The sequence below is a fragment of the Parvibaculum sp. genome (genome assembly GCF_002684405.1).
Classification (GTDB): Bacteria; Pseudomonadota; Alphaproteobacteria; order Parvibaculales; family Parvibaculaceae; genus Parvibaculum.
In genome coordinates, this window is the sequence record NZ_NYVD01000009.1 from 1 (window position 1) to 22,624 (window position 22,624).

General features: G+C 62.1%; 21 protein-coding genes. 16 read left to right on the top strand and 5 right to left on the bottom strand.

The genetic code is table 11. From position 1 onward, the window contains the following. Positions 1–88: 88 nt before the first annotated feature. A complete protein-coding gene (locus CMI59_RS01045; RefSeq protein ID WP_293323505.1) occupies positions 89–682 on the bottom strand; it encodes a hypothetical protein in 594 nt (197 codons plus the stop codon). A 16-nt stretch (positions 683–698) separates the two neighbouring features. Further along, positions 699–2,387 (bottom strand): isovaleryl-CoA dehydrogenase, encoded by a 1,689-nt coding sequence (locus CMI59_RS01050; protein WP_293323508.1) that lies wholly within the window; start codon positions 2,385–2,387, stop codon positions 699–701. A 137-nt stretch (positions 2,388–2,524) separates the two neighbouring features. Between CMI59_RS01050 and CMI59_RS01055 the strand changes: the two genes are divergently transcribed. From CMI59_RS01055 to CMI59_RS01120, 14 genes are all read left to right on the top strand, one after another. Continuing rightward, positions 2,525–3,508: an aspartate carbamoyltransferase catalytic subunit gene (locus CMI59_RS01055; RefSeq protein WP_293323511.1), complete on the top strand. Its 984-nt coding sequence runs from the start codon at positions 2,525–2,527 to the stop codon at positions 3,506–3,508. Continuing rightward, entirely contained in the window at positions 3,505–4,800 is a 1,296-nt protein-coding gene (locus tag CMI59_RS01060) for a dihydroorotase (protein WP_293323514.1), read from the top strand. The genes CMI59_RS01055 and CMI59_RS01060 overlap by 4 nt, the downstream gene beginning before the upstream one ends. 2 nt (positions 4,801–4,802) lie before the next feature. Beyond that, a complete protein-coding gene (plsY, locus tag CMI59_RS01065) occupies positions 4,803–5,462 on the top strand; it encodes a glycerol-3-phosphate 1-O-acyltransferase PlsY (protein ID WP_293323517.1) in 660 nt (219 codons plus the stop codon). Then, on the top strand, positions 5,459–6,586 hold the full coding sequence (dprA, locus tag CMI59_RS01070; RefSeq protein ID WP_293323521.1) for a DNA-processing protein DprA: 1,128 nt from the start codon (positions 5,459–5,461) through the stop codon (positions 6,584–6,586). Before plsY ends, dprA begins: the two co-directional genes overlap by 4 nt. 608 nt (positions 6,587–7,194) lie before the next feature. Next, positions 7,195–9,882 carry a type I DNA topoisomerase gene (gene topA / locus CMI59_RS01075; protein WP_293323524.1) on the top strand — a complete coding sequence of 896 codons (2,688 nt, stop codon included), beginning with the start codon at positions 7,195–7,197 and terminating at the stop codon, positions 9,880–9,882. Next, positions 9,879–12,263, top strand: a complete 2,385-nt coding sequence (gene rnr, locus CMI59_RS01080) for a ribonuclease R (protein ID WP_293323526.1) — start codon at positions 9,879–9,881, stop codon at positions 12,261–12,263. The genes topA and rnr overlap by 4 nt, the downstream gene beginning before the upstream one ends. A 105-nt stretch (positions 12,264–12,368) precedes the next feature. Further along, positions 12,369–12,812, top strand: coding sequence for a DUF983 domain-containing protein (locus tag CMI59_RS01085; protein WP_293323528.1), 444 nt, complete (start codon positions 12,369–12,371; stop codon positions 12,810–12,812). Between the two features lie 87 nt (positions 12,813–12,899). Then, positions 12,900–13,664, top strand: coding sequence for an NUDIX hydrolase (locus CMI59_RS01090; RefSeq protein ID WP_293323531.1), 765 nt, complete (start codon positions 12,900–12,902; stop codon positions 13,662–13,664). A 5-nt stretch (positions 13,665–13,669) separates the two neighbouring features. Then, complete coding sequence (locus CMI59_RS01095; RefSeq protein WP_293323534.1) at positions 13,670–14,350, top strand: NUDIX hydrolase; 681 nt, start codon at positions 13,670–13,672, stop codon at positions 14,348–14,350. A gap of 1 nt (position 14,351) precedes the next feature. After that, the gene (locus CMI59_RS01100) at positions 14,352–14,570 is read left to right on the top strand and encodes a hypothetical protein (RefSeq protein ID WP_293323537.1); all 219 of its coding nucleotides are present in this window, start codon (positions 14,352–14,354) and stop codon (positions 14,568–14,570) included. 49 nt (positions 14,571–14,619) lie between these two features. Beyond that, a complete protein-coding gene (locus tag CMI59_RS01105; RefSeq protein WP_293323540.1) occupies positions 14,620–15,009 on the top strand; it encodes a transposase in 390 nt (129 codons plus the stop codon). Then, entirely contained in the window at positions 15,006–15,359 is a 354-nt protein-coding gene (gene tnpB, locus CMI59_RS01110; RefSeq protein ID WP_293323543.1) for an IS66 family insertion sequence element accessory protein TnpB, read from the top strand. Before CMI59_RS01105 ends, tnpB begins: the two co-directional genes overlap by 4 nt. 54 nt (positions 15,360–15,413) lie before the next feature. Then, positions 15,414–17,012, top strand: coding sequence for an IS66 family transposase (locus CMI59_RS01115; RefSeq protein ID WP_293323546.1), 1,599 nt, complete (start codon positions 15,414–15,416; stop codon positions 17,010–17,012). Then, positions 16,981–17,553, top strand: coding sequence for a plasmid pRiA4b ORF-3 family protein (locus CMI59_RS01120; RefSeq protein ID WP_293323549.1), 573 nt, complete (start codon positions 16,981–16,983; stop codon positions 17,551–17,553). The genes CMI59_RS01115 and CMI59_RS01120 overlap by 32 nt, the downstream gene beginning before the upstream one ends. A gap of 28 nt (positions 17,554–17,581) precedes the next feature. Here CMI59_RS01120 and CMI59_RS01125 read toward each other — a convergent pair whose 3' ends face one another. Then, positions 17,582–18,640 carry an SAVED domain-containing protein gene (locus CMI59_RS01125; RefSeq protein WP_293323552.1) on the bottom strand — a complete coding sequence of 353 codons (1,059 nt, stop codon included), beginning with the start codon at positions 18,638–18,640 and terminating at the stop codon, positions 17,582–17,584. Between the two features lies 1 nt (position 18,641). After that, positions 18,642–19,103, bottom strand: coding sequence for a Mov34/MPN/PAD-1 family protein (locus CMI59_RS01130; protein WP_293323555.1), 462 nt, complete (start codon positions 19,101–19,103; stop codon positions 18,642–18,644). A 621-nt stretch (positions 19,104–19,724) separates the two neighbouring features. Here CMI59_RS01130 and istA point away from each other — a divergent pair. Beyond that, positions 19,725–21,278, top strand: coding sequence for an IS21 family transposase (istA, locus tag CMI59_RS01135; protein ID WP_293323558.1), 1,554 nt, complete (start codon positions 19,725–19,727; stop codon positions 21,276–21,278). A gap of 24 nt (positions 21,279–21,302) precedes the next feature. Beyond that, on the top strand, positions 21,303–22,085 hold the full coding sequence (istB, locus tag CMI59_RS01140; protein WP_293323560.1) for an IS21-like element helper ATPase IstB: 783 nt from the start codon (positions 21,303–21,305) through the stop codon (positions 22,083–22,085). Between the two features lie 275 nt (positions 22,086–22,360). Here istB and CMI59_RS01145 read toward each other — a convergent pair. After that, a partial coding sequence (locus tag CMI59_RS01145; RefSeq protein ID WP_293323563.1) for a zinc ribbon domain-containing protein occupies positions 22,361–22,624 on the bottom strand: 264 nt, incomplete at its 5' end.

Sequence of the window (22,624 nt, forward strand, 5' to 3'; positions counted from 1 at the left end):
AAGCGCCATCGCATGGCTCTTCATCGCCCACATCCGCATCGTCACACGACGTCTCGCAAGGCCATGAAATCATTGCCGCCTTTATGATTCAGGCTCTCAGAAAGAAATCCATTCCATTTACCTCGGCGGTCCAAAAATGAAAGGCGTCGGGGTAGTGCTTTGAATGGACGGCCTTACAAATCTCTCTGAAGCGATCCAGTCCTCTAAAATTCTCCATTTCAAAATCAGTAAATGGCAGTCCTCCTAATTTCTTCACGCCCCTTTGATTGAGCGACAACAGCCATCTGCAGAAATCAATCATTTCCGCCTTCGTCTCTTTAAAATTCGAAGAAAAAAGTCGAGTTCTGCATATCGCATCAGGAACTTCGCTGATCTGCACGCCAGCCAACAAATTCCCCATCACCTCACCGGGAAAGCTCCCCGGCCTATTCCATGCTTCGTTTCGAAGTTCCCCATAGCTAAAGAACTGAATCTTCCCATCCGATACCAAATGAACAATCGTCGGAAGCGCGGACAATTGTTTTGACTTCCAATCGTCCACCCTTCTTCTCTTCATTCCAACCACTTCACCTGTCATTGGTGAACCACCCACATCCAGTGAAAATGGTTGCCTCGCATAGTCCATAGTGATGGCCAAACTACGGACCGAGTTGTCTATCAATAATTTCTGTGGCGCGTTCATCTCATGTGAGCCCGCCCTAAGCCATAGGCCGCGACCGATCGATGATCGCGCGCTGATCCACTCCCTCCGGCAGCGTGCCATAGAGATCGCCCCAGTCGCGGTTGAGGCGTGTGGCGCAGAAGGCGTCGGACACATAGTCCGGCGCGTGTTTCACCAGCACCGACGCTGCCGCGACCTTGGCCATATCCTCGACAACGACGCGAGCGCGCATTTCGAGCGTGCCGATATCCGTGAATTGCTGCTTCAGGAGATCGACCGCCTTGTCGTAATGCGCATTGCCGCCCTTCGCGGCTTCGAACTCGGCGAAGACGACATCGAGCGCCTCCGGCTCGCGGCCCAGCGCGCGTAAGACGTCGAGGCACATCACATTGCCCGAGCCTTCCCAGATCGCATTCACCGGCATCTCACGATAGATACGGCCCGCAATGCCCTCTTCCACATAGCCATTGCCGCCGAGACACTCCATCGCCTCATAGGCGAGGTTCGGCGCACGCTTGCAGACCCAGTATTTCGCGACCGGCGTCATGATGCGGCGATAGGCGGCTTCCTGCTCGTCGGTGAAGGCTTCGTCGAAGGACCGCGCCACCCGGAAGGAGAGCGCCGTCGCCGCCTCCGTTTCGAGTGCCAAGTCCGCCAGCACGCCCGACATGAGCGGCTGGTCGATCAGATGCTTCTGGAAGACACGGCGATAGGAACAATGATGCACGGCCTGCGCCACCGCCTGCCGCATCATCCCCGCCGTCGCCACCGCGCAATCGAGCCGCGTATAGGTCGCCATCTCGATGATGTTGCGCACGCCACGGCCTTCCTCACCGATGAGCCACCCCGCCGCCGCCTGGAACTCGACTTCCGAGGAGGCATTGGACTTGTTGCCCACCTTCTCCTTCAACCGCTGGATACGAATGCGGTTCGGCTCGCCGTCCGGCGTAAAGCGCGGCATGAGGAAACAGGAAAGCCCGTTCGGCGCCTGTGCGAGCACGAGGAAGGCGTCGCACATGGGCGCGGAGAAGAACCATTTGTGTCCGGTGATGCGATATTCCGCGCCCGGCCCGCCGCCATTCACCGGCTGCGCATGGGTCGTGTTGGCGCGCACATCCGTGCCGCCCTGCTTCTCCGTCATCCCCATGCCGAGCGTGACGCCGGTCTTCTCGCTCGCGGGCTTGAAGGACGGATCGTAGTCGCGCGACAGGATGCGCGGGAGCCACTCCTCCGCAAGGCTCGGCTGGAACATCAGCGCGGGCACCGCCGCATTGGTCATGGTGATGGGACAGCCGTGACCGGCCTCGATCTGGCTCATCACGTAGGTGCCGGCGAGCCGCGAGACGATGGCACCCTTTTTCGGCGCCGACCCGTCCTTCAAATGGTCCCACGGGCTGCCATGAAGCCCCTGCGCCACAGAAAGCGACATCAGCTGATGATAGGAGGGATGGAACTCCACCCGGTCGATACGATGGCCGAAACGGTCGAAGCTCTTCAGGACGGGCAGATAGGCGTTCGCCTGCCGCCCTAGATCGATCACCTCGGAGGTGCCGATCCTGCCGCCGAAAGCCGTCAGATTGTCTTCCGCGGCCCCGCCGCCTTCCCGCGCGATAGTCTCCCGCAGCGCAATATCGCTGGTGAAGAGGTTGTAGTTTTCCAGCGCCGGCGGCTGGTTGAACACCTCATGGGTCGCGAATGCCTCAGGCTCGAACTCGGGATTGGTCATTTTGGGCCGCCTCCTGACATTTTGAGGCCCATTGGAGACCCAACGTCACCCCCTACGCAACCCGCGCGAAAGGACGCAGCCAAAACCGAGATTGTTCCTTGCTGGAACCGGGAATCGCACCTATACATTCGGCTTTAATGAGCAGTCCGGAAACATCCCCCGCCCCCATCTTCCCGCATCGTCATCTGATCGGGATCGAGGGGCTTTCTCCCCAAGACATCACCGCCCTGTTGGACCTTGCCGACACCTATGTCGAGCAGAACCGGCGAATCGATAAAAAGGGAGCCGTGCTCAGGGGCCGGACCCAGATCAACCTCTTCTTCGAAGCCTCCACGCGCACGCAAAGCTCCTTCGAGCTGGCGGGCAAGCGGCTCGGCGCCGATGTGATGAACATGTCGGTCGGCACATCCTCCGTAAAGAAGGGCGAAACGCTGATCGATACGGCGGTGACGCTCAATGCCATGCACCCGGACATGATCGTAGTGCGGCACCAGAATTCCGGCGCGGTGGAGCTTCTCTCGCAGAAAGTCTCCTGCTCGGTGGTAAATGCGGGCGACGGCGCGCATGAACACCCGACACAGGCCCTGCTCGACGCACTGACCATTCGCCGTCGCAAGGGCAAACTGCAAGGCCTTCAGGTCGCGATCTGCGGCGACATCCTGCACAGCCGCGTGGCGCGCTCCAACATCCTGCTGCTGCAGACCATGGGCGCGCGCGTCCGCGTGATCGGCCCGCCCACGCTGATGCCCACCGGCATCGAGCGCTTCGGCGTGGAAATCTTCCACGACATGAAGAAGGGGCTGGAGGACTGCGACATCGTGATGATGCTCCGCCTGCAGCTGGAGCGCATGGCGGGCTCCTACGTGCCCTCGCAGCGTGAATATTTCCGCTATTACGGCCTCGACTACGACAAGCTCTCCGCCGCCAAGCCCGATGCACTCGTCATGCATCCCGGCCCGATGAACCGCGGCGTCGAAATCGACAGCGCGGTCGCCGACGACATTCACCGCAGCCTGATCCGCGAACAGGTGGAAATGGGCGTGGCGGTGCGCATGGCCGTGCTCGACGCACTGGCGCGCAACCTGCCCAACGATCCCGACACGGCGGAGACTGCGAAATGACCCGCACCGCCTTCGTCAATGCCCGCCTCCTCGATCCGGCCAGCGGCTACGACCAGATCGGAAACCTACTGGTCGAAGACGGCAAGATCGTCGATCTCGGCCCCGATCTTTTCAATGACGGCGTGCCGGAAGGCGTGGAAACGGTGGAGTGCGGCGGCAAGGTCCTCTGCCCCGGCCTCGTCGATATGCGCGTCTTTACCGGCGAGCCCGGCGCGGAACACCGCGAAACGCTGGCGCTCACCAGCCAGGCGGCGGCGGCGGGCGGTGTCACCACCGTTATCGTCATGCCGAATACCGATCCGGTGATCGACGATGTGGCGCTGGTCGATTTCATGGAACGCCGCGCGCGCGATACCGCCATCGTCAATGTCCATCCCATGGCGGCGCTGACCAAGGGCCTCAAGGGACAGGAGATGACGGAGATCGGCCTGCTGAAGGAAGCAGGCGCGGTCGCCTTCACCGATGGCGACAAGGCGGTCGCCAATGCGCAAGTCGTTCGCCGCGCCATGTCCTACGCAAAACTTTTCGACGCCTTGCTGGTCCAGCATGCCGAAGAGCCTGCACTTGCCAGCGGCGTGATGCATGAAGGCGAATTGTCGAGCCGCTGGGGCCTGCCCGGCATCCCGGCCGCCGCCGAAACCATCATGATCGAGCGCGATCTGCGCCTCATGGAACTCACCGGCGGACGCCTCCACATCGCGCAGATTTCCTGCGAAGCCTCGGTCGAGATCATCCGCGCGGCGAAGAACCGGGGATTGCAGGTCACCTGCGGCGTCTCCGCTGCACACCTGCAACTCAACGAACTCGACATTCAGGGCTACCGGACCTTTTTCAAGCTTTCGCCGCCACTTCGCAGCGAACAGGACCGCCAGGCCCTTGTCGCGGGGCTGGCCGACGGCACGATCGACGTCATCGTCTCCGGCCACGACCCGCAGGACGCCGACGTCAAACGCCGCCCCTTCGAAGAAGCCAATTTCGGCGCCATCGGGCTTGAAACGCTGCTGGCCGCGGGGCTCGCCCTCGTCCATTCCGGCGACGTACCGCTCGCGCGCCTGCTCGACACCATGACCCATGTGCCCGCCGACCTGCTGGACCTGGGCACGGGGCGGCTTGCCGCGGGTCTGCCCGCCGACCTCATCCTCATCGATACGGATATGCCCTGGCAGTTGAAGCCGGAGGCGCTCAAATCCGTTTCCAAGAACACACCCTTCGAGGACCGGCGCTTTCAAGGCCGCGTTTTGCGGACTATTGTCGGCGGCCGGATGGTTTTCGTTCACGGGGAAGAGGGCTAAGCATGTTCGAGGGGGTTACGCTGGCGACCGACGGGCCGTGGCTCGCCGGTGCGCTGATCGTCGGATATCTGCTAGGGTCGATCCCCTTCGGCCTGCTGCTGACCCGTATCGCGGGCCTCGGCGACATTCGCGACATCGGCTCGGGCAGTATCGGCGCCACCAACGCGCTGCGCACGGGCAATCGCTGGGTCGCCGCCGGGACGCTTCTCGGCGATGCTGGCAAGGGCATTGCCGCCGTCCTCATCATGCGCGAATTCGGCGCCCACCCCGTCACCATGGCGGGGCTGGCGGGCATTGGCGCCTTTCTCGGTCACCTCTACCCGGTATGGCTCAAATTCAAGGGCGGCAAAGGCGTTGCCGTCTTCATCGGCATATTGCTGGCGCTCTACTGGCCCATCGGCCTCCTCTTCTGCGCGACATGGCTCGCCGTGGCGGTTCTCGGCCGCTACTCCTCGCTCTCCGCGCTCGTCGCCGCGCTGCTCACGCCGCTCTATCTCGCCTGGCTGGACCAATGGCAGCTCGTGGCGCTGTCCGTGCCGCTGGTGGTGCTGATCTACTGGGCGCACCGCGAAAACATCTCGCGGCTGCTGAACGGTACCGAACCGAAAATCGGCGCAAAGAAAAAAGAGACCGAAGCCGGCGGTAGCGAGGCGGGTCAGTGAGCCCGCTGCCGCAGGAAGAGCGCCTGGCGCGCCTGCGGCTCGCACGTAGCGAAAATATCGGCCCCGTCACCTTTCGCGATCTGCTCGAACATTTCGGTTCCGCCGGAACCGCGCTCGACGCCCTGCCCGGCCTCGCGGCGCGCGGCGGGCGCAAACGCGCGATCCGGGTCGCGAGCGCCGCCGACGCAGAACGGGAAATGGCGACGCTGGAAAAGCTCGGCGCCACGCTTCTCGTTCTGGGCGATGCGGATTATCCGCCACCCCTCGCCCTCACCGACCCACCGCCGCCTGTCATCGCGGTAAAGGGAAACCTCTCGCTTCTGACACGCGACACCATCGCCATGGTCGGTTCGCGCAATGCCTCCGCCGCGGGGCGGCGGATCGCAGGCGATATCGCCAAGGGTCTGTCCGAACGCGGATATGTCGTCGCCTCGGGTCTTGCGCGCGGCATCGACACGGCCGCGCATCAAGCATCGCTGGCAAGCGGCACCATCGCGGTGGTCGCCGGCGGCCTCGACATTTTCTACCCGCCTGAAAACGAGAAACTGCAACGAGCCATCGGTGAAGACGGCCTGCTTGTCGGCGAAATGCCGCCCGGCACGAGCCCGCAGGCCCGCCATTTTCCACGCCGCAACCGGCTGATTTCCGGCCTGTCGCTCGCAACGGTGGTGGTGGAAGCCGCGTTGCGCTCAGGCTCGCTCATCACGGCGCGCTATGCACTGGAGCAGAACCGCGAGGTCTGCGCTGTGCCCGGCTCGCCGCTCGACCCGCGCGCACATGGCGCGAACCGCCTCATCAAGCAAGGCGCGACACTGGTGGAAACGGCGGAAGATGTGGTGGATGCGCTCGGCGCACCTCATCAGGCGCATCGACGCCTGGCGGAACCGCAACATGTCGATTTTTCACAGCCGTCGCAGGGCGCAGAGCCCGACGACGCGATACGCCTGCGTGTTCTCGAAGCACTCGGCCCCACGCCGACGCCGCTTGGCGACCTGCTGAACGAGGCCGCCGCCGATCCCGGATCGGTGCGCGCCGTCCTGATCGAACTGGAACTTGCCGGCCGCCTGCAACGCGACCCCGGCGACCGCCTGAGCCTTATTCCCCCCGACGATCGGTCCCGCTAGACCGGTCCCGCCATGAGGTCGACCAAGACTCGCCCGTTTGCGAGAGTTGACGGGCCTCCTCCAATGCCAGCCCGAGAAGATAGGCGAGGAAACGGTAACCCTGCGCCGCGGCGAGCTGACGCGCGCCGGTCAACGTCTCCAGAAGATAGTCCGCCCCCTCACCGCCTGTTTCGCTACCGTCCTCTTTCGTTTTCGTATCTTGCAATGGACGTCCCCTACGCATCCGCCCATCGGCGCTATCGGACTTCACCTTCCGCTTGGTTCCTCCGACAGGATTTCGCATTTTACCTCCTGTCTCTTGAAAAACGTTCCCAGCGCGAGAACATTCAAGATTACTAATCTCTTGTTTTCGATTATTACGCGCTATTTAGATCGGGTCACACAAAATCCAATCCGTTTCTCGCTGTAAAAATTGTCGTTTTGAATAAAACGGAGATAGCAGTTTCTCAATACATGAGGATTTCCGCGGCCTTCCGAGGAAGTTTGACAGGTCACGGGCTTTTCCGCATTGTCCCGCGTCGGCGCAAGGTCGCCCCCGGATCACCGGAATACGAGCGGACAGGCCGGCAAAGTTTCTTGTCCCCCACAGGAGAGCATTCGAGCCCTAGATGGATGTCGTCATAGTAGAATCGCCAGCCAAGGCGAAAACCATCAACAAGTATTTGGGCAAGGACTATAAAGTCATGGCCTCCTACGGCCATGTGCGGGACCTGCCGTCCAAGGACGGCTCCGTGCAGCCTGACGAAGACTTCACCATGCACTGGGATGTGGATGCCAAGTCCCAGAAACGGCTGAACGACATCGTGAAGGCCGTGAAGGATGCCGACGGCCTGATCCTCGCAACCGACCCCGACCGCGAAGGCGAGGCCATTTCCTGGCACGTGCTGGAAGTGCTCCGCGACAAGAAGGCGCTCGGCGACAAGAACGTGAGCCGCGTGGTCTTCAACGCGATCACGAAGCAGTCCGTGACGGAAGCGATGAAGCATCCGCGCGACCTCGACAAGGAACTGATCGACGCCTATCTCGCCCGCCGCGCCCTCGACTATCTCGTCGGGTTCACGCTGTCGCCGGTGCTTTGGCGCAAACTGCCGGGCTCGCGTTCGGCGGGGCGCGTGCAATCGGTCGCGCTGCGTCTGGTCTGCGACCGCGAGCTCGAAATCGAATCCTTCCGCGCCCAGGAATACTGGACCGTCGAAACCGATTTCCAGACCGAGAAGTCTCAAAGCTTCATTGCCCGCCTGACGCAGCTCGACGGCAAGAAGCTCGACAAATTCGCCATTCCCGACGAGAAATCCGCGAAGGACATCGAGGCGCGCATCCGCGACTCGAAATTCACGGTCACCTCGGTCGAAAGCAAGCCGACCAGGCGCAATCCGAACCCGCCCTTCACGACCTCCACCCTGCAGCAGGAAGCCTCGCGCAAGCTCGGCTTTTCCGCCAGCCGCACCATGCAGGTCGCTCAGCGGCTTTATGAAGGCGTGGAACTTGACGGCGAGACCACCGGTCTCATCACCTATATGCGTACCGACGGCGTGCAGATCGCCGATGAGGCGATCGCGGCGACACGCACCGTCATCAATAACGAATTCGGCGAGACCTATCTGCCGGACGGGCCCCGCGTCTACAAGACCAAGGCCAAGAATGCGCAGGAAGCGCATGAAGCCATTCGTCCGACCGAGCTGTCGCGCCTGCCCAAACAGGTCGCCCATGTCCTCGACGACGATCAGCGCCGCCTCTACGAACTGGTCTGGAACCGTACGGTTGCCAGCCAGATGGAGAGCGTGCAGCTCGAACGCACCACAATCGAGATCGAGGCGAACGACGCCCCCATAGGCATGCGCGCGACGGGCTCTGTCATCATCTTCGACGGCTTCCTGCGCCTTTATCAGGAAGGCCGGGACGACGATGCAGGCGATGGCGAGGACAGCAACCGCCTGCCGAAGATGGCCAAGGGCGACAAGCCCAGCCTCGTGAACGTCCGGCCCGACCAGCATTTCACCGAACCGCCGCCCCGCTTCACCGAAGCGACGCTCGTGAAGCGCATGGAAGAACTCGGCATCGGCCGACCCTCCACCTACGCCTCGACGCTGCAAACGCTGCGCGACCGCGGCTATGTGACGATGGACAAGAACCGCCTCGTCCCCGACGACAAGGGACGGCTGGTGACGGCCTTCCTCGAAAACTTCTTCGAGCGCTATGTCGAATACGGCTTCACCGCCGATCTTGAGGAAAAGCTCGACAAGGTGTCGGCGGGCGAACTCGACTGGAAGGAGCTGCTGCGCGACTTCTGGAAGGGCTTCACCGGCACCGTCGAGGACATCGCGGATCTGCGCATCACCGAAGTGCTGGACCGGCTGAACGAAGTGCTGGCGCCGCATGTCTTCCCCGAAAAGGAAGACGGATCGGACCCGCGCAAATGCCCCACCTGCGAAAACGGGCGCCTCTCGCTCAAGGTCGGAAAGTTCGGCGCCTTTGTGGGCTGCTCCAACTATCCGGAATGCCGCTTCACCCGCCCGCTGACAGCCGCGCTGGACGCGGACAGCGCCGCGGCGACCGGCGACCGCGTCTTGGGCGAAGACCCGGATACGGGCGCGGAAATCACGCTGAAATCGGGCCGCTTCGGTCCTTACGTGGAACGCGCCCCGCTGGAAGAAGGCGAAAAGCCCAAGCGTTCCGGCCTGCCCAACGGACTTGCCGCCGCCGATGTGGACCTTGAGAAGGCGCTGAAGCTGCTCACCCTGCCCCGCGAGATCGGCCTGCACCCGGAGACCGGCAAGAAGGTGACGGCGGGCCTCGGCCGCTTCGGTCCCTACATTTATCACGACGGCACCTACGCCAATATCAAGGACCCCGAGGAGCTCTTCACCATCGGCCTCAACCGCGCACTCACCGTGCTGGCGGAAAAGATCGAGCGGGCGGAAAAGCGCGCGGGCAAGATCCTGAAAGAGCTGGGCGAGCATCCGGACACGAAAAAGCCGGTGCAGCTTCGCGAGGGCAAATACGGCCCCTATATCCGCTATGGCACCGCCAATGTAACGCTGCCCAAGGGGGCCGATCATGACGCGGTGACCTTCGAGCAGGCGCTCGAACTCATCGCAGAGAAGGTTCCGGCCAAGGGCAAGAAGAAAGCCGCAGCCAAGAAGACGACAACGAAAGCCGCTGCGAAAAAGCCCGCAGCAAAGAAGCCTGCCGCCAAAAAGGCGCCAGCGAAGAAGAAAGCGCCCGCAAAGAAGCCGGCTGCGAAGAAAAAGCCGGCGGCCAGCAAAACAGATTCCGCAAAGGCCGAAACTGAGTGACCGCGCGCAAGACGCCGCCGAGATCCAAGAAAGCCTCCGCCGGACAGGCGAAAGATGACAGCGCCGGAGGTCTGCCCAGCCGCGAGCAGATTCTGACATTCATCTCCGAGACCGAAGGCAATGTCGGCAAGCGCGAAATCGCCCGCGCCTTCAACATCAAGGGCTCCGACCGCATTCCGCTGAAGCGCATGCTGCGCGAGCTGGAAGCGGAAGGCCTGCTGGAAAAGGACGGCGGCAAGAAACTGCGCCGCCCGGGCGAACTGCCCGCCGTCACCGTGCTGGAAGTCACCCATACCGACATGGATGGCGAGCTGATCGCCAAGCCGCTCAACTGGAGCGGCGAAACGCCTGCGCCCCTCATCGTCATCGTGCCGGAAAAAAGACGCGGCAAACGCTATGCCGGAGACGCCCCCACGGGCGTCGGCGACCGCGTGCTGGCGCGCATTGCGCAGAATACAGACGAGCCCGACACCTACCCCTATGAGGCGCGCGTCATCAAACGCGTCGGCAAGGGCGCGGAACGCGTGCTCGGCGTCTTCAAATCCGACGCGCGCGGCGGACGCATCCTGCCCGTGGACAAGAAGGCCCGACACGAATTCGAAGTCGGAAGAGGCGATGCGGGCGATGCCGGAGACGGCGATCTCGTCATGGGCGAGACCATTCCGGGCAAACAGCATGGCCGCCCGCGCGCCCGCGTGATCGAGGTGCTCGGCAATCGCGACGACCCGCGCGTCGTCAGCCTCATCGCCATTCATGCGCATGGCATTCCCGACGCCTTCCCCGAAGAAGTGGTAAAATCCGCCGCCCGGATGCGTCATCGCGGCCTCAAAGGCCGGGAGGATCTGCGCGACATTCCGCTCGTCACCATCGACCCCGCCGATGCGCGCGACCATGACGACGCCGTCTGGGCGATGCCCGACGACAATCCGAAAAACGAGGGCGGGCATATCGTCATCGTCGCCATCGCCGATGTGGCCGCCTATGTACGCCCCGGCGAACCCATGGACGAGGAAGCAAAGAAGCGCGGCAACTCCACCTATTTCCCCGACCGCGTGGTCCCCATGCTGCCGGAGCGGATTTCAAACGATCTCTGCTCGCTGCGGGAAAAGGAAGATCGCGCCTGCATCGCCGTGCGCATGACCTTCGACCGGCACGGCACCAAGATCGGTCACGAATTCATTCGCGGCCTGATGAAGTCGGCGGCGAGCCTCACCTATCGCCAGATGCAGGAAGCCATCGACGGCAAGCCGGACGACAAGACCGGTCCGCTGCTGGAAACGGTTCTGCAGCCGCTCTGGAACGCCTATCAGACCATGCTGAAAGGCCGCGAACAGCGCGGCCCCCTGGAGCTGGATCTCCCCGAATACCGCATCGGCTTCGACGATGACGGCAAGGTCGTGCAGGTGAAGGAATATGAACGCTTCGAGAGCATGCGCCTGATCGAAGAGTGCATGATCCAGGCGAATGTCTGCGCAGCGGAATCGGTGGAGGACAAACGCAAGCGCGTCATCTACCGCGTGCATGACGGCCCGAGTCGCGAACGCATCATGGCGCTGGCGGAATTTCTCGACACGCTCGACATCAGCTTTTCCAAAGGCGAAGTCGTCCGTCCACAGAATTTCAACCGCATCCTGAAACAGGTCCACGATACCGAGCATGACCGCATGGTGAGCGAGGTCATCCTTCGCTCCCAGGCCCAGGCCATCTACTCGCCAGACAATATCGGCCATTTCGGGCTCAATCTGCGCCGCTATGCGCATTTTACCTCGCCCATCCGCCGCTATGCGGACCTGACCGTTCACCGTGCGCTCATCGCCTCGCTGAACCTCGGCCCCGATGTGAAGAAGGACGGCCAGCCGGAAGAGGAAGAGCGCGGGCTGGAAGAGATCGCGACCCATATCTCGATGACCGAGCGCCGCTCCATGATGGCGGAGCGCGACAGCAAGGACCGCTTCATCGCGCAATATCTCGAAGCGCGGATCGGCGCGGAGTTCAAAGGTCATATTTCGGGCGTCACGCGCTTCGGCCTCTTCGTGAAGCTCGACGACAACGGCGCGGACGGCATTGTGCCCATCGCCACGCTCGGCGCGGAATATTTCCATCACGACGAAGTCGGACATGCGCTGGTGGGCGAACGCAGCCGCACCACCTACCGCCTGGGCGAAGCGGTACGCGTGAAGCTCGCCGAAGCCGCCCCCATTACCGGCGGTATGCGCTTCGAACTGCTCGACGGCGGCAGTACCGGCGGCTCCACCGGGCGCCGCAATGCATCCGGCCGCGGGCGACCCGGCACGTCTCGGCGCAAGGGCCCGCAGAAATCCGGCGCCAAGCCGAAAGGCAAGCGCAAGACGGGAAGCCCCGGAAAAGGGCGCCGTCGTTAAACCAAATCAAGCGCGGCAACCTGCCACATTCCGTCCCGAGGCTTTACCCACCATTTTAGTAGGACTTGAGTCTCCAAATTCGTGGCGTTTAGCCGCGTGAACGAAATGAGTGCGCCCTTGGACATGTCCCGGCCCGAAATCTACCAGCAAGACGAAAATGCGCCGCGCCCCGCCAAAGAGGCGATTCTGCGCGGTCTGAGCATGCGCTGTCCGGCCTGTGGCAAAGGCCACATGTTCTACAAGTTCCTGAAAGTGTCCGATCACTGCCCGGATTGCGGCGAAGCGCTGCATTATCATCAGGCCGACGACGCCCCGCCCTATTTCACGATCATGATCGTGGGCCACATCATCGTGCCGATGATGCTCTGGCTGGAGCTCGAATATCTGCCGCCGATCTGGGTGCATATGGCGCTGTGGCCGGCCCTCACCCTGCTCCTGTCGCTCTGGCTTCTACCGCGCCTGAAAGGCGGCATCGTAGGCTGGCAATGGGCCGCCCGCATGCACGGTTTCGGCAATCCCGACGCGGAACGCGGCACCACCCCGAACTGAACGCCACCGGACACCTGACTGGACAGCCCCTCCACGCCGGGCCATCCTCTGTGCAAAGCAATTCAGAAACGTCAGGGAGGATGGCGCATGGCAGATAGCGCCCGGGGCACCTTTGACCCCAAACAATCGCGCGGTCAGGAATATCGGGACGGCGCGACGCGCGCCGTGCGGCCGCGTGATGCCGCGACCCTCATCATCGTCAATAATGATGCGAGCCGGCCCAAGGTTCTGATGGGGCAGCGGCATGAGAATCACAAATTCATGCCCAACAAGTTCGTCTTTCCGGGCGGACGCGTGGACCGCGCCGACAGCCGCGTGCGCGCAGCCGAAGAGTTGCGCCCCGTAGTCACGCGGCGACTGATGACCCGCATGCGCGGCACGCCGAGCGAAAACCGCGCCCGCGCGCTTGCCATGGCCGCCATCCGCGAAACCTTCGAAGAGACCGGCCTCGTCCTCGGCAAGCCCGTGCGCGACGCCATGTCGAGCAAGCATGAAGACTGGGCAGCCTATTTCGCACAAGGCGTGGCGCCCGCGCTCGGACGGCTCGACTTCGTCGCCCGCGCCATCACCCCGCCCTATCGCACGCGCCGCTTCGACACGCGCTTTTTCATCGCCGATGCCGAACATATCCAGGGCGACCCGCTCGCCGTCGCCGGCTCCGGCGAATTGCAGGGCCTGCACTGGCTGACGCTCGACGATGCGCGCGATCTCGACCTGCCCAACATCACCCGCGTGGTGCTGGACGAAATCGAGGAACGCCTGAAGCAGAACCGAGCCGCCCGGGCGCGCAGGCCCGTCCCATTCATTCACTTCCGCAACGGCTCTGCCATCCGCGACGAAATCAAGGACTGAGCCTGTTGCAGCATGCCGCCCCCAAAACCCGCGCGGTGCGCCCGCGCGATGCCGCCAGCCTCGTCCTGATCGACCGATCGGGCGAAGAGCCGTGCATCCTGATGGGCCGCCGTCATTCGAAAATGTCCTTCGTACCGGACGCTTTCGTTTTCCCCGGCGGCAAGCTCGACGCCACGGACGAGAAAGCCAAACCGGCGACCGCGTTCGACGCTGAAATGAAAGCCCAGATCGCGCAGACCCCGGCACTGAGCCGCCGGGCCGAAGCGCTTGCCATGGCCGCCATTCGCGAGACCATGGAGGAAACCGGCCTGCTGATCGCCGCGCCCGGCGATGTCGGCGAGGCATCGGGCGACGCCTGGTCGCCTTTCCGCGACCAGGGGCTTGCCCCGCATCTTGCGCCGCTGCGCTTCGTCGCCCGCGCCATCACGCCCACCGAAAGCCCGATCCGCTTTCACGCCCGCTTCTATGCCGCGCCCGCCGGGATCGCGACGGGCGAATTGCGCGGCAGCGGCGAACTCGAAGACCTCGACTGGTATCCCCTGTCGGAAGCACTGAAGCTGCCGGTTATAGACGTCACCGAATTCGTGCTTCATGAGGTACAAGGCGTCATGCCCGAACAGGCATCGGGCGACAGACCGGTTCCGCTCTTTGCCTACAGGAACGGGCGGCCGCTTTTGCGGAAGTAAAATGGAAGACACCCAGCAGACATTGACCATGGAAGTGCCGCCCGGGATGCGGCAGGGCGAACTGACGCCCCGTCAGCGCCGGAACAGCCTCATCGCCGTCATCGCCTGCATTTCGGTCGTGGGCATGGGGCTTGGCGTCTCGATCCCCCTTCTTGCGCTGATGATGGAGCGCGAAGGGCTTTCCGTAAGCGGTGTTGTAGCCCCACCTTTCGCATTTTGAGGTGATGATTGATTTTGCTTCCCGTTGATTGGCGGGAAGGAGTTTCTCCATGGAGGCTACATTTGAGGTTCTCCCGAATTCGGGAGTTGATCGTGGCTACCGCAAATGGCCGGATGATGTGAAGGCAGCGATAGTAGCGCAGACGCTGGAGCCAGGGGCGACGGTGAAGGAGGTCGCGCGGCGTCACGGGGTCAAGGCGAACCATCTTTCGGCCTGGCGGACGCTGGCGCGCAAGGGTCGGCTTGTTCTGCCCGAACCGCAGGCGACAGACGCGGTGGCGTTTGCGGCGATGGTGGTTGCGCCGACGGATAATGGGCCGGCGCCCCGGCCTGCTTCGGGACCGGAAATCATGACAGGGACTATCACGATCCGGCTTGAGCCCGGGGCTTCACCGGAGCGGATNGCGNCGGTNGCNCGCGCGCTTTCGGTNCCGGCATGATCTTCCCGTCGAACCGGGTGCGGATCCTGGTTGCATCGAAGCCGGTGGACTTCCGCAAGGGGCATGACGGGTTGGCGGCTCTGGTGAAGAACGAGCTGCATAAAGATCCCTTCACCGGGACGGTATTTGTGTTCCGCGCCAGACGGGCTGACCGTCTGAAGCTGTTGTACTGGGACGGTACCGGGCTGGTGATGGCCTACAAGCGCCTGGANGAGACGNGCTTCACCTGGCCNGCGATCCGGGACGGGGTGATGGCGCTCAATCACGCCCAGTTCGAGGCGCTCTTTGCGGGTCTGGACTGGCGTAAGGTGAAGGCCCTGGCGGCGCGTCCGCCCGGTGCGGCAGAGTGACTCGGGCGGTTCTTTGAACAGGCTGCGGGGCGCGGTGTCTGGTAGAATTTTGCCATGACGATGGCGGCCGATCTTCCCGATGACATTGACGCTCTGAAGGCGATGGTTCTGGCTGCGCAGTCGCGGGTCGCGCTGCAGGATGAGGTGATCGAGCGCAAGGAAGCGCGCCTTGTTCAGCTGGAAAAGCTGGTGGCCGACTTCAGGCGCGCCCTGTTTGGTGCGAGGTCGGAGAAGGCCTGCCCGGAGCAGTTCGCTTTGGCCCTGGAAGACATCGAGACGGCGCAGGCCGCGCTTCATGCCGAAGACGAGGCGGAGGACCGTCTGGCCGGCCGTCCCCCGCGCCGGCGCAAGGCCAATCGGGGATCGCTGCCGAAACATCTCCCGCGTATCGAGGAGGTGATCGAGCCGGCGAGTACGGTCTGCGGCTGCGGCGCGGAGCGGCACGTTATCGGCGAGGATGTCTGCGAGCGCCTCGATATCATTCCGGCCCGGTTCCGGGTGATTGTGACCCGTCGCCCGAAATATGCCTGCCGCGCCTGCGAGGACGGCATCGTCCAGGCGCCCGCGCCGGCCCGGCTGATCCCTGGGGGAATGCCGAGTGAGGCCAGTGTGGCGCATGTGATGGTCAGCAAATACGCCGATTACCTTCCCTTGTACCGTCAGGCGCAGATTTACAGCCGCCAGGGTATCGATCTGGACCGCTCCACGCTGGCCGACTGGGTGGGCCGCGGGGCTTTCGAACTGAAACCGCTGCATGAGGCGCTGCTTGCCGAGCTGAAGCGCTCATCGAAGCTCTTCATGGACGAAACCCGTGCGCCGGTGCTCGATCCGGGCCGCAGGAAGACCAGGACAGGCTACTTCTGGGCGCTGGCCCGCGATGACCGGCCCTGGGGCGGGAGCGATCCGCCCGGAGTGGTCTTCACCTATGCGCCGGGTCGGGCCGGTCTTTATGCCGAAAGGATCCTTGAGGGCTTCACGGGCACGCTGCAGGTCGATGGCTATGCGGGATACAACCGGCTGCCGAGGCGGGCCGGTCAAGGGATCGAGCTGGCCTTCTGCTGGGCCCATGCCAGACGCAAATTGCATGAGGTTGCGCAGGCGGGCAAAGCGCCGATTGCCGAGGAGGGGCTGAGACTGATCAACGCTCTCTATGGAATCGAGAAAGAGATCCGCGGTCAGGATCCGGCCGCGCGTGTCGCACAGCGGCAGGCGCGCTCGAAACCGTTGCTCGACAGCTTCGATATGTGGCTGATGCAGAACCGGTCGCGCGTGTCATCGAAGTCCCCCCTCGGGGAGGCCCTGAAATATATTGCCAGACACCGGGACGGGCTGCTGCGCTTCCTTGAGGATGGGCGGATCGAGCTCGACAACAATACGGTCGAGCGCAGTATCCGGCCGATCGCATTGACGCGGAAGAATGCTCTGTTTGCCGGTCATGAGGCCGGGGCTGAGAACTGGGCGATGATCGCCTCGCTCATCGAAACCTGTAAACTCAATGCGGTCGACCCCCACGCCTGGCTGAGCGATACCTTCAAGGCCATTGCGGGTGGACACCGGCAATCCGATATCGACGCGCTGCTGCCCTGGAACTACAAGGGAAGCTGGCAGCGGGAGGACGGCCATGAGCATCGTCGAAATCAAGGTCACGCTTGAACATATCGAGCCCCCGGTCACCCGCACACTGCAGGTCCCCGTCACAATCCGCCTCGACCGGCTGCATCTGACCCTGCAGGCCGCCATGGGCTGGACCAACTCGCATCTCTACATGTTCGAGGCGGGCGGCGCGACATGGGGGCTGCCCGATCCCGACTTCGGCGGCGAGGACCTGCCTGCCAACAAGACGACCCTGGCCCAGTTGATCGAGGACACCGGGGCGCGGACCATCCGCTATATCTATGACTTCGGAGACAGCTGGGAGCATAGCCTGTCGGTCGGCAAGGTCACCGACGCTGTTCCCGGTGACCTCTACCCTCGGCTGACAGACACCTCGGGCAGATGTCCGCCCGAAGATGTTGGCGGCATTCCCGGGTATGAAGAGTTCATCGAGGCCATGGCTGATCCCGAACACCCCGAACATGCGGATCTGCAGGAATGGTATGGAGCTGCCTTTGATCCCACCGTGCCCCCGGCCGATGAACTCCGTCTCGAGGTCCTCAAGCTCGCTAAACGCTGGAAGCCGAAAACAAGCCGATGAAATAAGTCGGGTGTGACTGGGACACCGCTTACCCAGCTACTGGCATCTGGATTGACCATGTGAATGGAGGTGCCGCCGTTTGGTCATACTGGTACACAATGAGAGACGGCAAATTTCGTTTGTCGTAGAGACTTCCGAAACGCAGAACAAGGCTATTCGGCCCGGCAAAAAACAGGTGAATGGTTCTAACGCCTCTATTGCCAAGCGCTATAGCTGTATCAAGAAACTGCTGCCCCAAGGCCAACTGCTTTTGTTCTGACCAATGAGCATCCATAGGCGCAGCCTCAATATCCGCGTGCTCCAGATGCACTAGCGGAAGCGCGCCACACTTCAATAGAGCTCCTTGTGTGTCTACTCGATAAGAGACCGAGACGGCGAGAACAACCTCGGCCGTACCGTCAGGAATGTCTCCCATGCCCGAGACTTCAAATCTCCTGCCATCATCCTCGGAATTAAGTTCTTGCCACCGCCGTTCATGCCGATTCCAATCCATAAACATGACAGAAGCTTCGTCATCGAGCAGGATGCCCGCCAGAAATGAAAGAGGAACTGGTGCAAGTCCGCCTGCCACATACAAAATATCTCGGCGATCTGCCCCATCTTCCCGCGTGTCTAGCTCTTGGCGCAACGTCATCAACCGATCGACAGCAGCTTGCGGATCAACGATCAATCCGTCGTTTACGCGTTGCCGCAGGTCTACCAGCACTTGCTCTCTTCTTCCGGGCAAGGAATGAGGAATGGCCTCGGCCAAGGGAGAGCCATTCCAGTCCCGAAGCCCTCGGAACTCCAAGACGAACACACGCTTGCGGCCCAGACTTTGATGCTCACGCCAGATCAATATGAGGCCGACGACAATGAGAGTCGCTGCCGCAATGTACGAAAGGGTCGTGAGAATGACCGAAGCTTGACCGGCTTCGTAGTTGAATGTCAGTGGCCCAAATTCGGTTGGAATGCTGACACTAAATACGTTACCTGCGATTAAGAGAGCCAGAAGCGCCACACCTCCTCTGACGAGGAAGTAACCAATTGAACGCTTCCTGAAGGTCCAGTCCGCCAGCGCCCTTATGACATAGTCTAGTGTTCCCATTCTATTCACAATAATTGACTTCTACTCTAAAAGCCTCTTCACCTTTTTGGAACAACAAAGCTGAGCACTCTAACGGCGTCCATAATCTAGTCTTTGATATAAGCAAAATAGCAAAATCTATACTTCGTTCACTCTCGACCAACTCTCGCATCGAGCAGCAATCATCAACGCTGGGTATGACGGGAAACCTCGGATGTGAATGCCATTCTCCCAAATAATTGTAGCGTCGATAATCGTCGCCGGTCCGAGCAAAGAATGAGCGTAGAGCAGCTTGGTGATATTCTGTACTGCGCACAAAGTGCGCCGCCCCTCCTGTTTGATCATCGACTGAGAAATCGGCAAGCCTAAAATGCCCGGGCGCTATCTGTTCGGCCATCAGAATTCCGCCTATCTCACGACGTCCTGCCCACCACAAACGGCGGCGCATTCGGCGTCGCAGGCTGGCAGGAAATTCAATCTTCATCTTGTCTTTCTGCCTCAGAAGCTAATTCCGCAAGCAGTGCTTGCAATTCTTCTGACGCATTCGCTTCTGCCATAGCCCCCCAAACGCCTTCCTTGGTTAGCTCAATCGGCCATGTGTCGAAAGGAGCTTGAAATATCCACCCCTGCCTGAGTCCAAAGGCGTAGGCAGAAGCAGGAAATATAGAGTTGTCGGGGCGGACGAGAGAATCCAGAGCAAACCGGGTGAGATGAGCGGCGACAATCGTTACGTCTGCGTCATCAGCGATAAGAGGCGGCGCTTCTGGTCCTTCCGCCCCATACCCGATGTCGGAATCCTCGTAAGGCCACGGCTGCTGCCTCGCCGCATACCACGACGCGATTTGGTTTCGCGCAATGAGGGGCGGCGGATCAGAGTCAGGCCGTGCGCGCGCTACTACGCCGCCTATCCCTCCGGCATACACAAGCCTGCGGGTTTCGGTAATTCCCGGACAAGCATTTCAGTAATTCCCGGACACGCGTTTCGGTAAATCCCGGACAGTGATTTCGCTAATTCCCGGACAGTTCCGGGAGGGGTTGGGCAGGGTTGGTCATCGCCTGCGCCGCCACGGCATTCTGCCGGTCTTGAACAAGGCCGGGAGGGAGCATGCCGAGACGGAAGCAAGCGAGGCGCACGAGCGTGCAAGACATTCGAACGATACTGCGACTGACGCATGACCAGGGGCTTTCGGCGCGCGAGGTTGCCGCACGCCTGAAGCTGAGCAAGACGACCGTGGCAACCTACCTGAACCGGGCCCGGGAAGCCGGGCTGGACTGCTGGCCTCTTCCTGCTGGTCGAGATGACGATGCGACGCTGAGGCAAGTTCTGTTCCAGCGTGTCGGGCGGCCGCCCCGGGATCTGAGCGAACCTGATTGGCCGAAGATGACGGCCGAGATGAAGCGCAAGGGCGTGACCTTGCTGCTGCTCTGGGAGGAGTATCGCGCGGCCCACCCCGACGGCTATGGCTACACCTGGTTCTGCGAACGCTACAGGGAGTTCGAGAACCGGATCAGCCCTCGGTATCGCAACCGCCACGAAGCGGGCGCGGTGATGCAGACCGACTATGCCGGCCATACGATCCCGGTAATCGACCCCGCGACAGGTCAGGAGCGCCGCGCCCAGATCTTTGTCGCGGTGCTTGGCGCATCCAACTACACCTTCGCCTGGGCCAGCCTCAGCCAGAAGCTGCCCGACTGGATTGACGCCCAGGTTCGGGCGTTGCAGTTCTTCCGCGGCGCGCCCAAAGCGATCGTGTGCGATAATCTCAAGGCCGCCGTGGTCAAGCCGCTCTGGTTCGAGCCGTCGGTGACCAGGACCTTCTCCGACATGGCGACACATTACGACACGACCGTGCTGCCCACGCGGCCGCGCAAGCCCCGCGACAAGGGCAAGGTCGAGGGCGCGGTGCTGATCGTGGAGCGCTGGATCCTGGCCCGGCTGCGCAACCGGCAATTCTTTTCCATCGAGGCACTCAACGTGGCCATTGCCGAGTTGCTCGAGGATCTCAATGCCCGGACCATGCGGCGGGTGGGCCGCTCCCGGCAGGAGCTCTTCGAAGAGATCGAACGCGCCGCGCTGAGACCCTTGCCCGACACACCGTTCGAGTACGCGGAATGGAAGCAGGCCAAGGTGCATCCCGACTATCATATCGAGGTGCTCCACAGCTTCTATTCCGTGCCGCACCGCCTGATCGGCCGGCAGGTCGATGTGCGCCTGACACATCGCATGATCGAGATCTTCCACAACAACCAGCAGGTGGCCTTGCATCACCGCCGCGGGCCGCGTGGCGGCCACACCACCATCAAGGAGCACATGCCCAAGGCCCATCAGCGCCATGGTGGCATGACGCCGGAAAGCCTCATTCGCAGGGCAGCCCGGACCGGCTATCACACGGCCGCGCTCGTTGAACGTCTGATGCGCGACAGGCCGCATCCCGAACAGGGATATCGATCGGCCCTCGGCGTCCTCGGCCTGCAACGGCAGTTCGGGGCAGACAGATTGGAAGCTGCCTGTAATCGCGCCCTGACGGTCGGAACCATCTCCTATGCCTCGGTGCGCTCCATCCTCGTCACCGGGCTCGACCAGGCCCCGGAACCGCCAGAGCCGATCACCGCGACACCGGTCCACGACAACATCCGTGGCGCCGGCTACTACCAGTAACCCTCAGCACAGAAGGATCAACACATGCTGACACATCCCACCCTCGACCAGATGGCCGCGCTTGGCCTGACAGGCATGGCCGACGCCTGGAAGGCTCTCGCCGGACAGGACCCGGGCCAGGCTCTCGATCGCAATGAATGGCTCGGCCTCATGCTCGACCGGGAAGTCTCGACAAGGGCCGACAAACGCTTCGCCAACAGGCTGCGCAACGCCAGGCTGCGCTTCCCCGACGCCTGTATCGAAGACGTCAACTTCGCCGCAAGCCGCGGCCTCGACCGCCGTCAGATCCTCGCGCTGGCACAGGGCGAGTGGATCAAGGCAAAGGAGCAGATCATCCTCACCGGCCAGACCGGAACGGGTAAAACCTGGCTGGCCTGCGCCTTCGGCCATCAAGCCGCCCGGCTCGACCACTCCGTCCTCTATGTCCGAATGCCGCGGCTCTTCGAGGACATGGCCATGGCCCGCCTCGACGGGCGATTCCCCAAGCTGGTCGACAAGCTGGCCCGCGTCCAGCTCCTCATTCTCGACGACTGGGGGACCCATGGGCTGACCGATCAACAGCGCCTCGACCTCCTCGAACTCTTTGAGGAACGCTATCAGCGGCGATCCACCATCATCACCGCTCAGCTCCCCGTCTCAGCCTGGCATGACATGATCGGTGAACCCACAATCGCGGACGCCATCCTCGACCGGATCGTCCACAATGCTCACCGCGTCGACCTCAAGGGAGACAGCATGCGGCGGCCAGATCAAAACACGAACTTGACCCCCCCTGAAAACACCGAAACGATGCATACCGAAACATGACTGCAGGAAGATAATCAGCCGTGCCCGGACTGTCCGGGAATTACTGAAACGGCTGTCCGGGATTTAGCGGAATCGCTGTCCGGTAATTCTGAAATCCGCACAAAATACCAGCCCGACTTGGGCGGCATTGAAATCATTTGGTTTTTCGTCGATTTCAATACTGATTCAGAAAAACGGTCTAAAAATGGCTCCCAAATTTATTTGTGCTGGCTTTATGAACGCCTGCCGGTAGCGAAAAAATCGACACCCGCTCAGCGTGGGAGGGTTCACCGCTTTCATGGACTTGATCTTTTCTGATCAGAGCCCAATTCCTGCTTCGACGCGGCCGGTTTCGTAACGGGATCATTTCCGTCACCAGAGCCTTCCGCTCCACAAGCTGTCACCGGACGGACCGCGAAGTCCTCGCTACCGGCCAAATTCTTGAGGTTGATCGCTGCATTCACATCGCGATCATGCTGCGCGCCGCAATTGGCGCAGGTCCATGAGCGGACCGAGAGCGGAAGAGTTTCCGCTTTAGTATTGCATGCCGAGCAGATCTT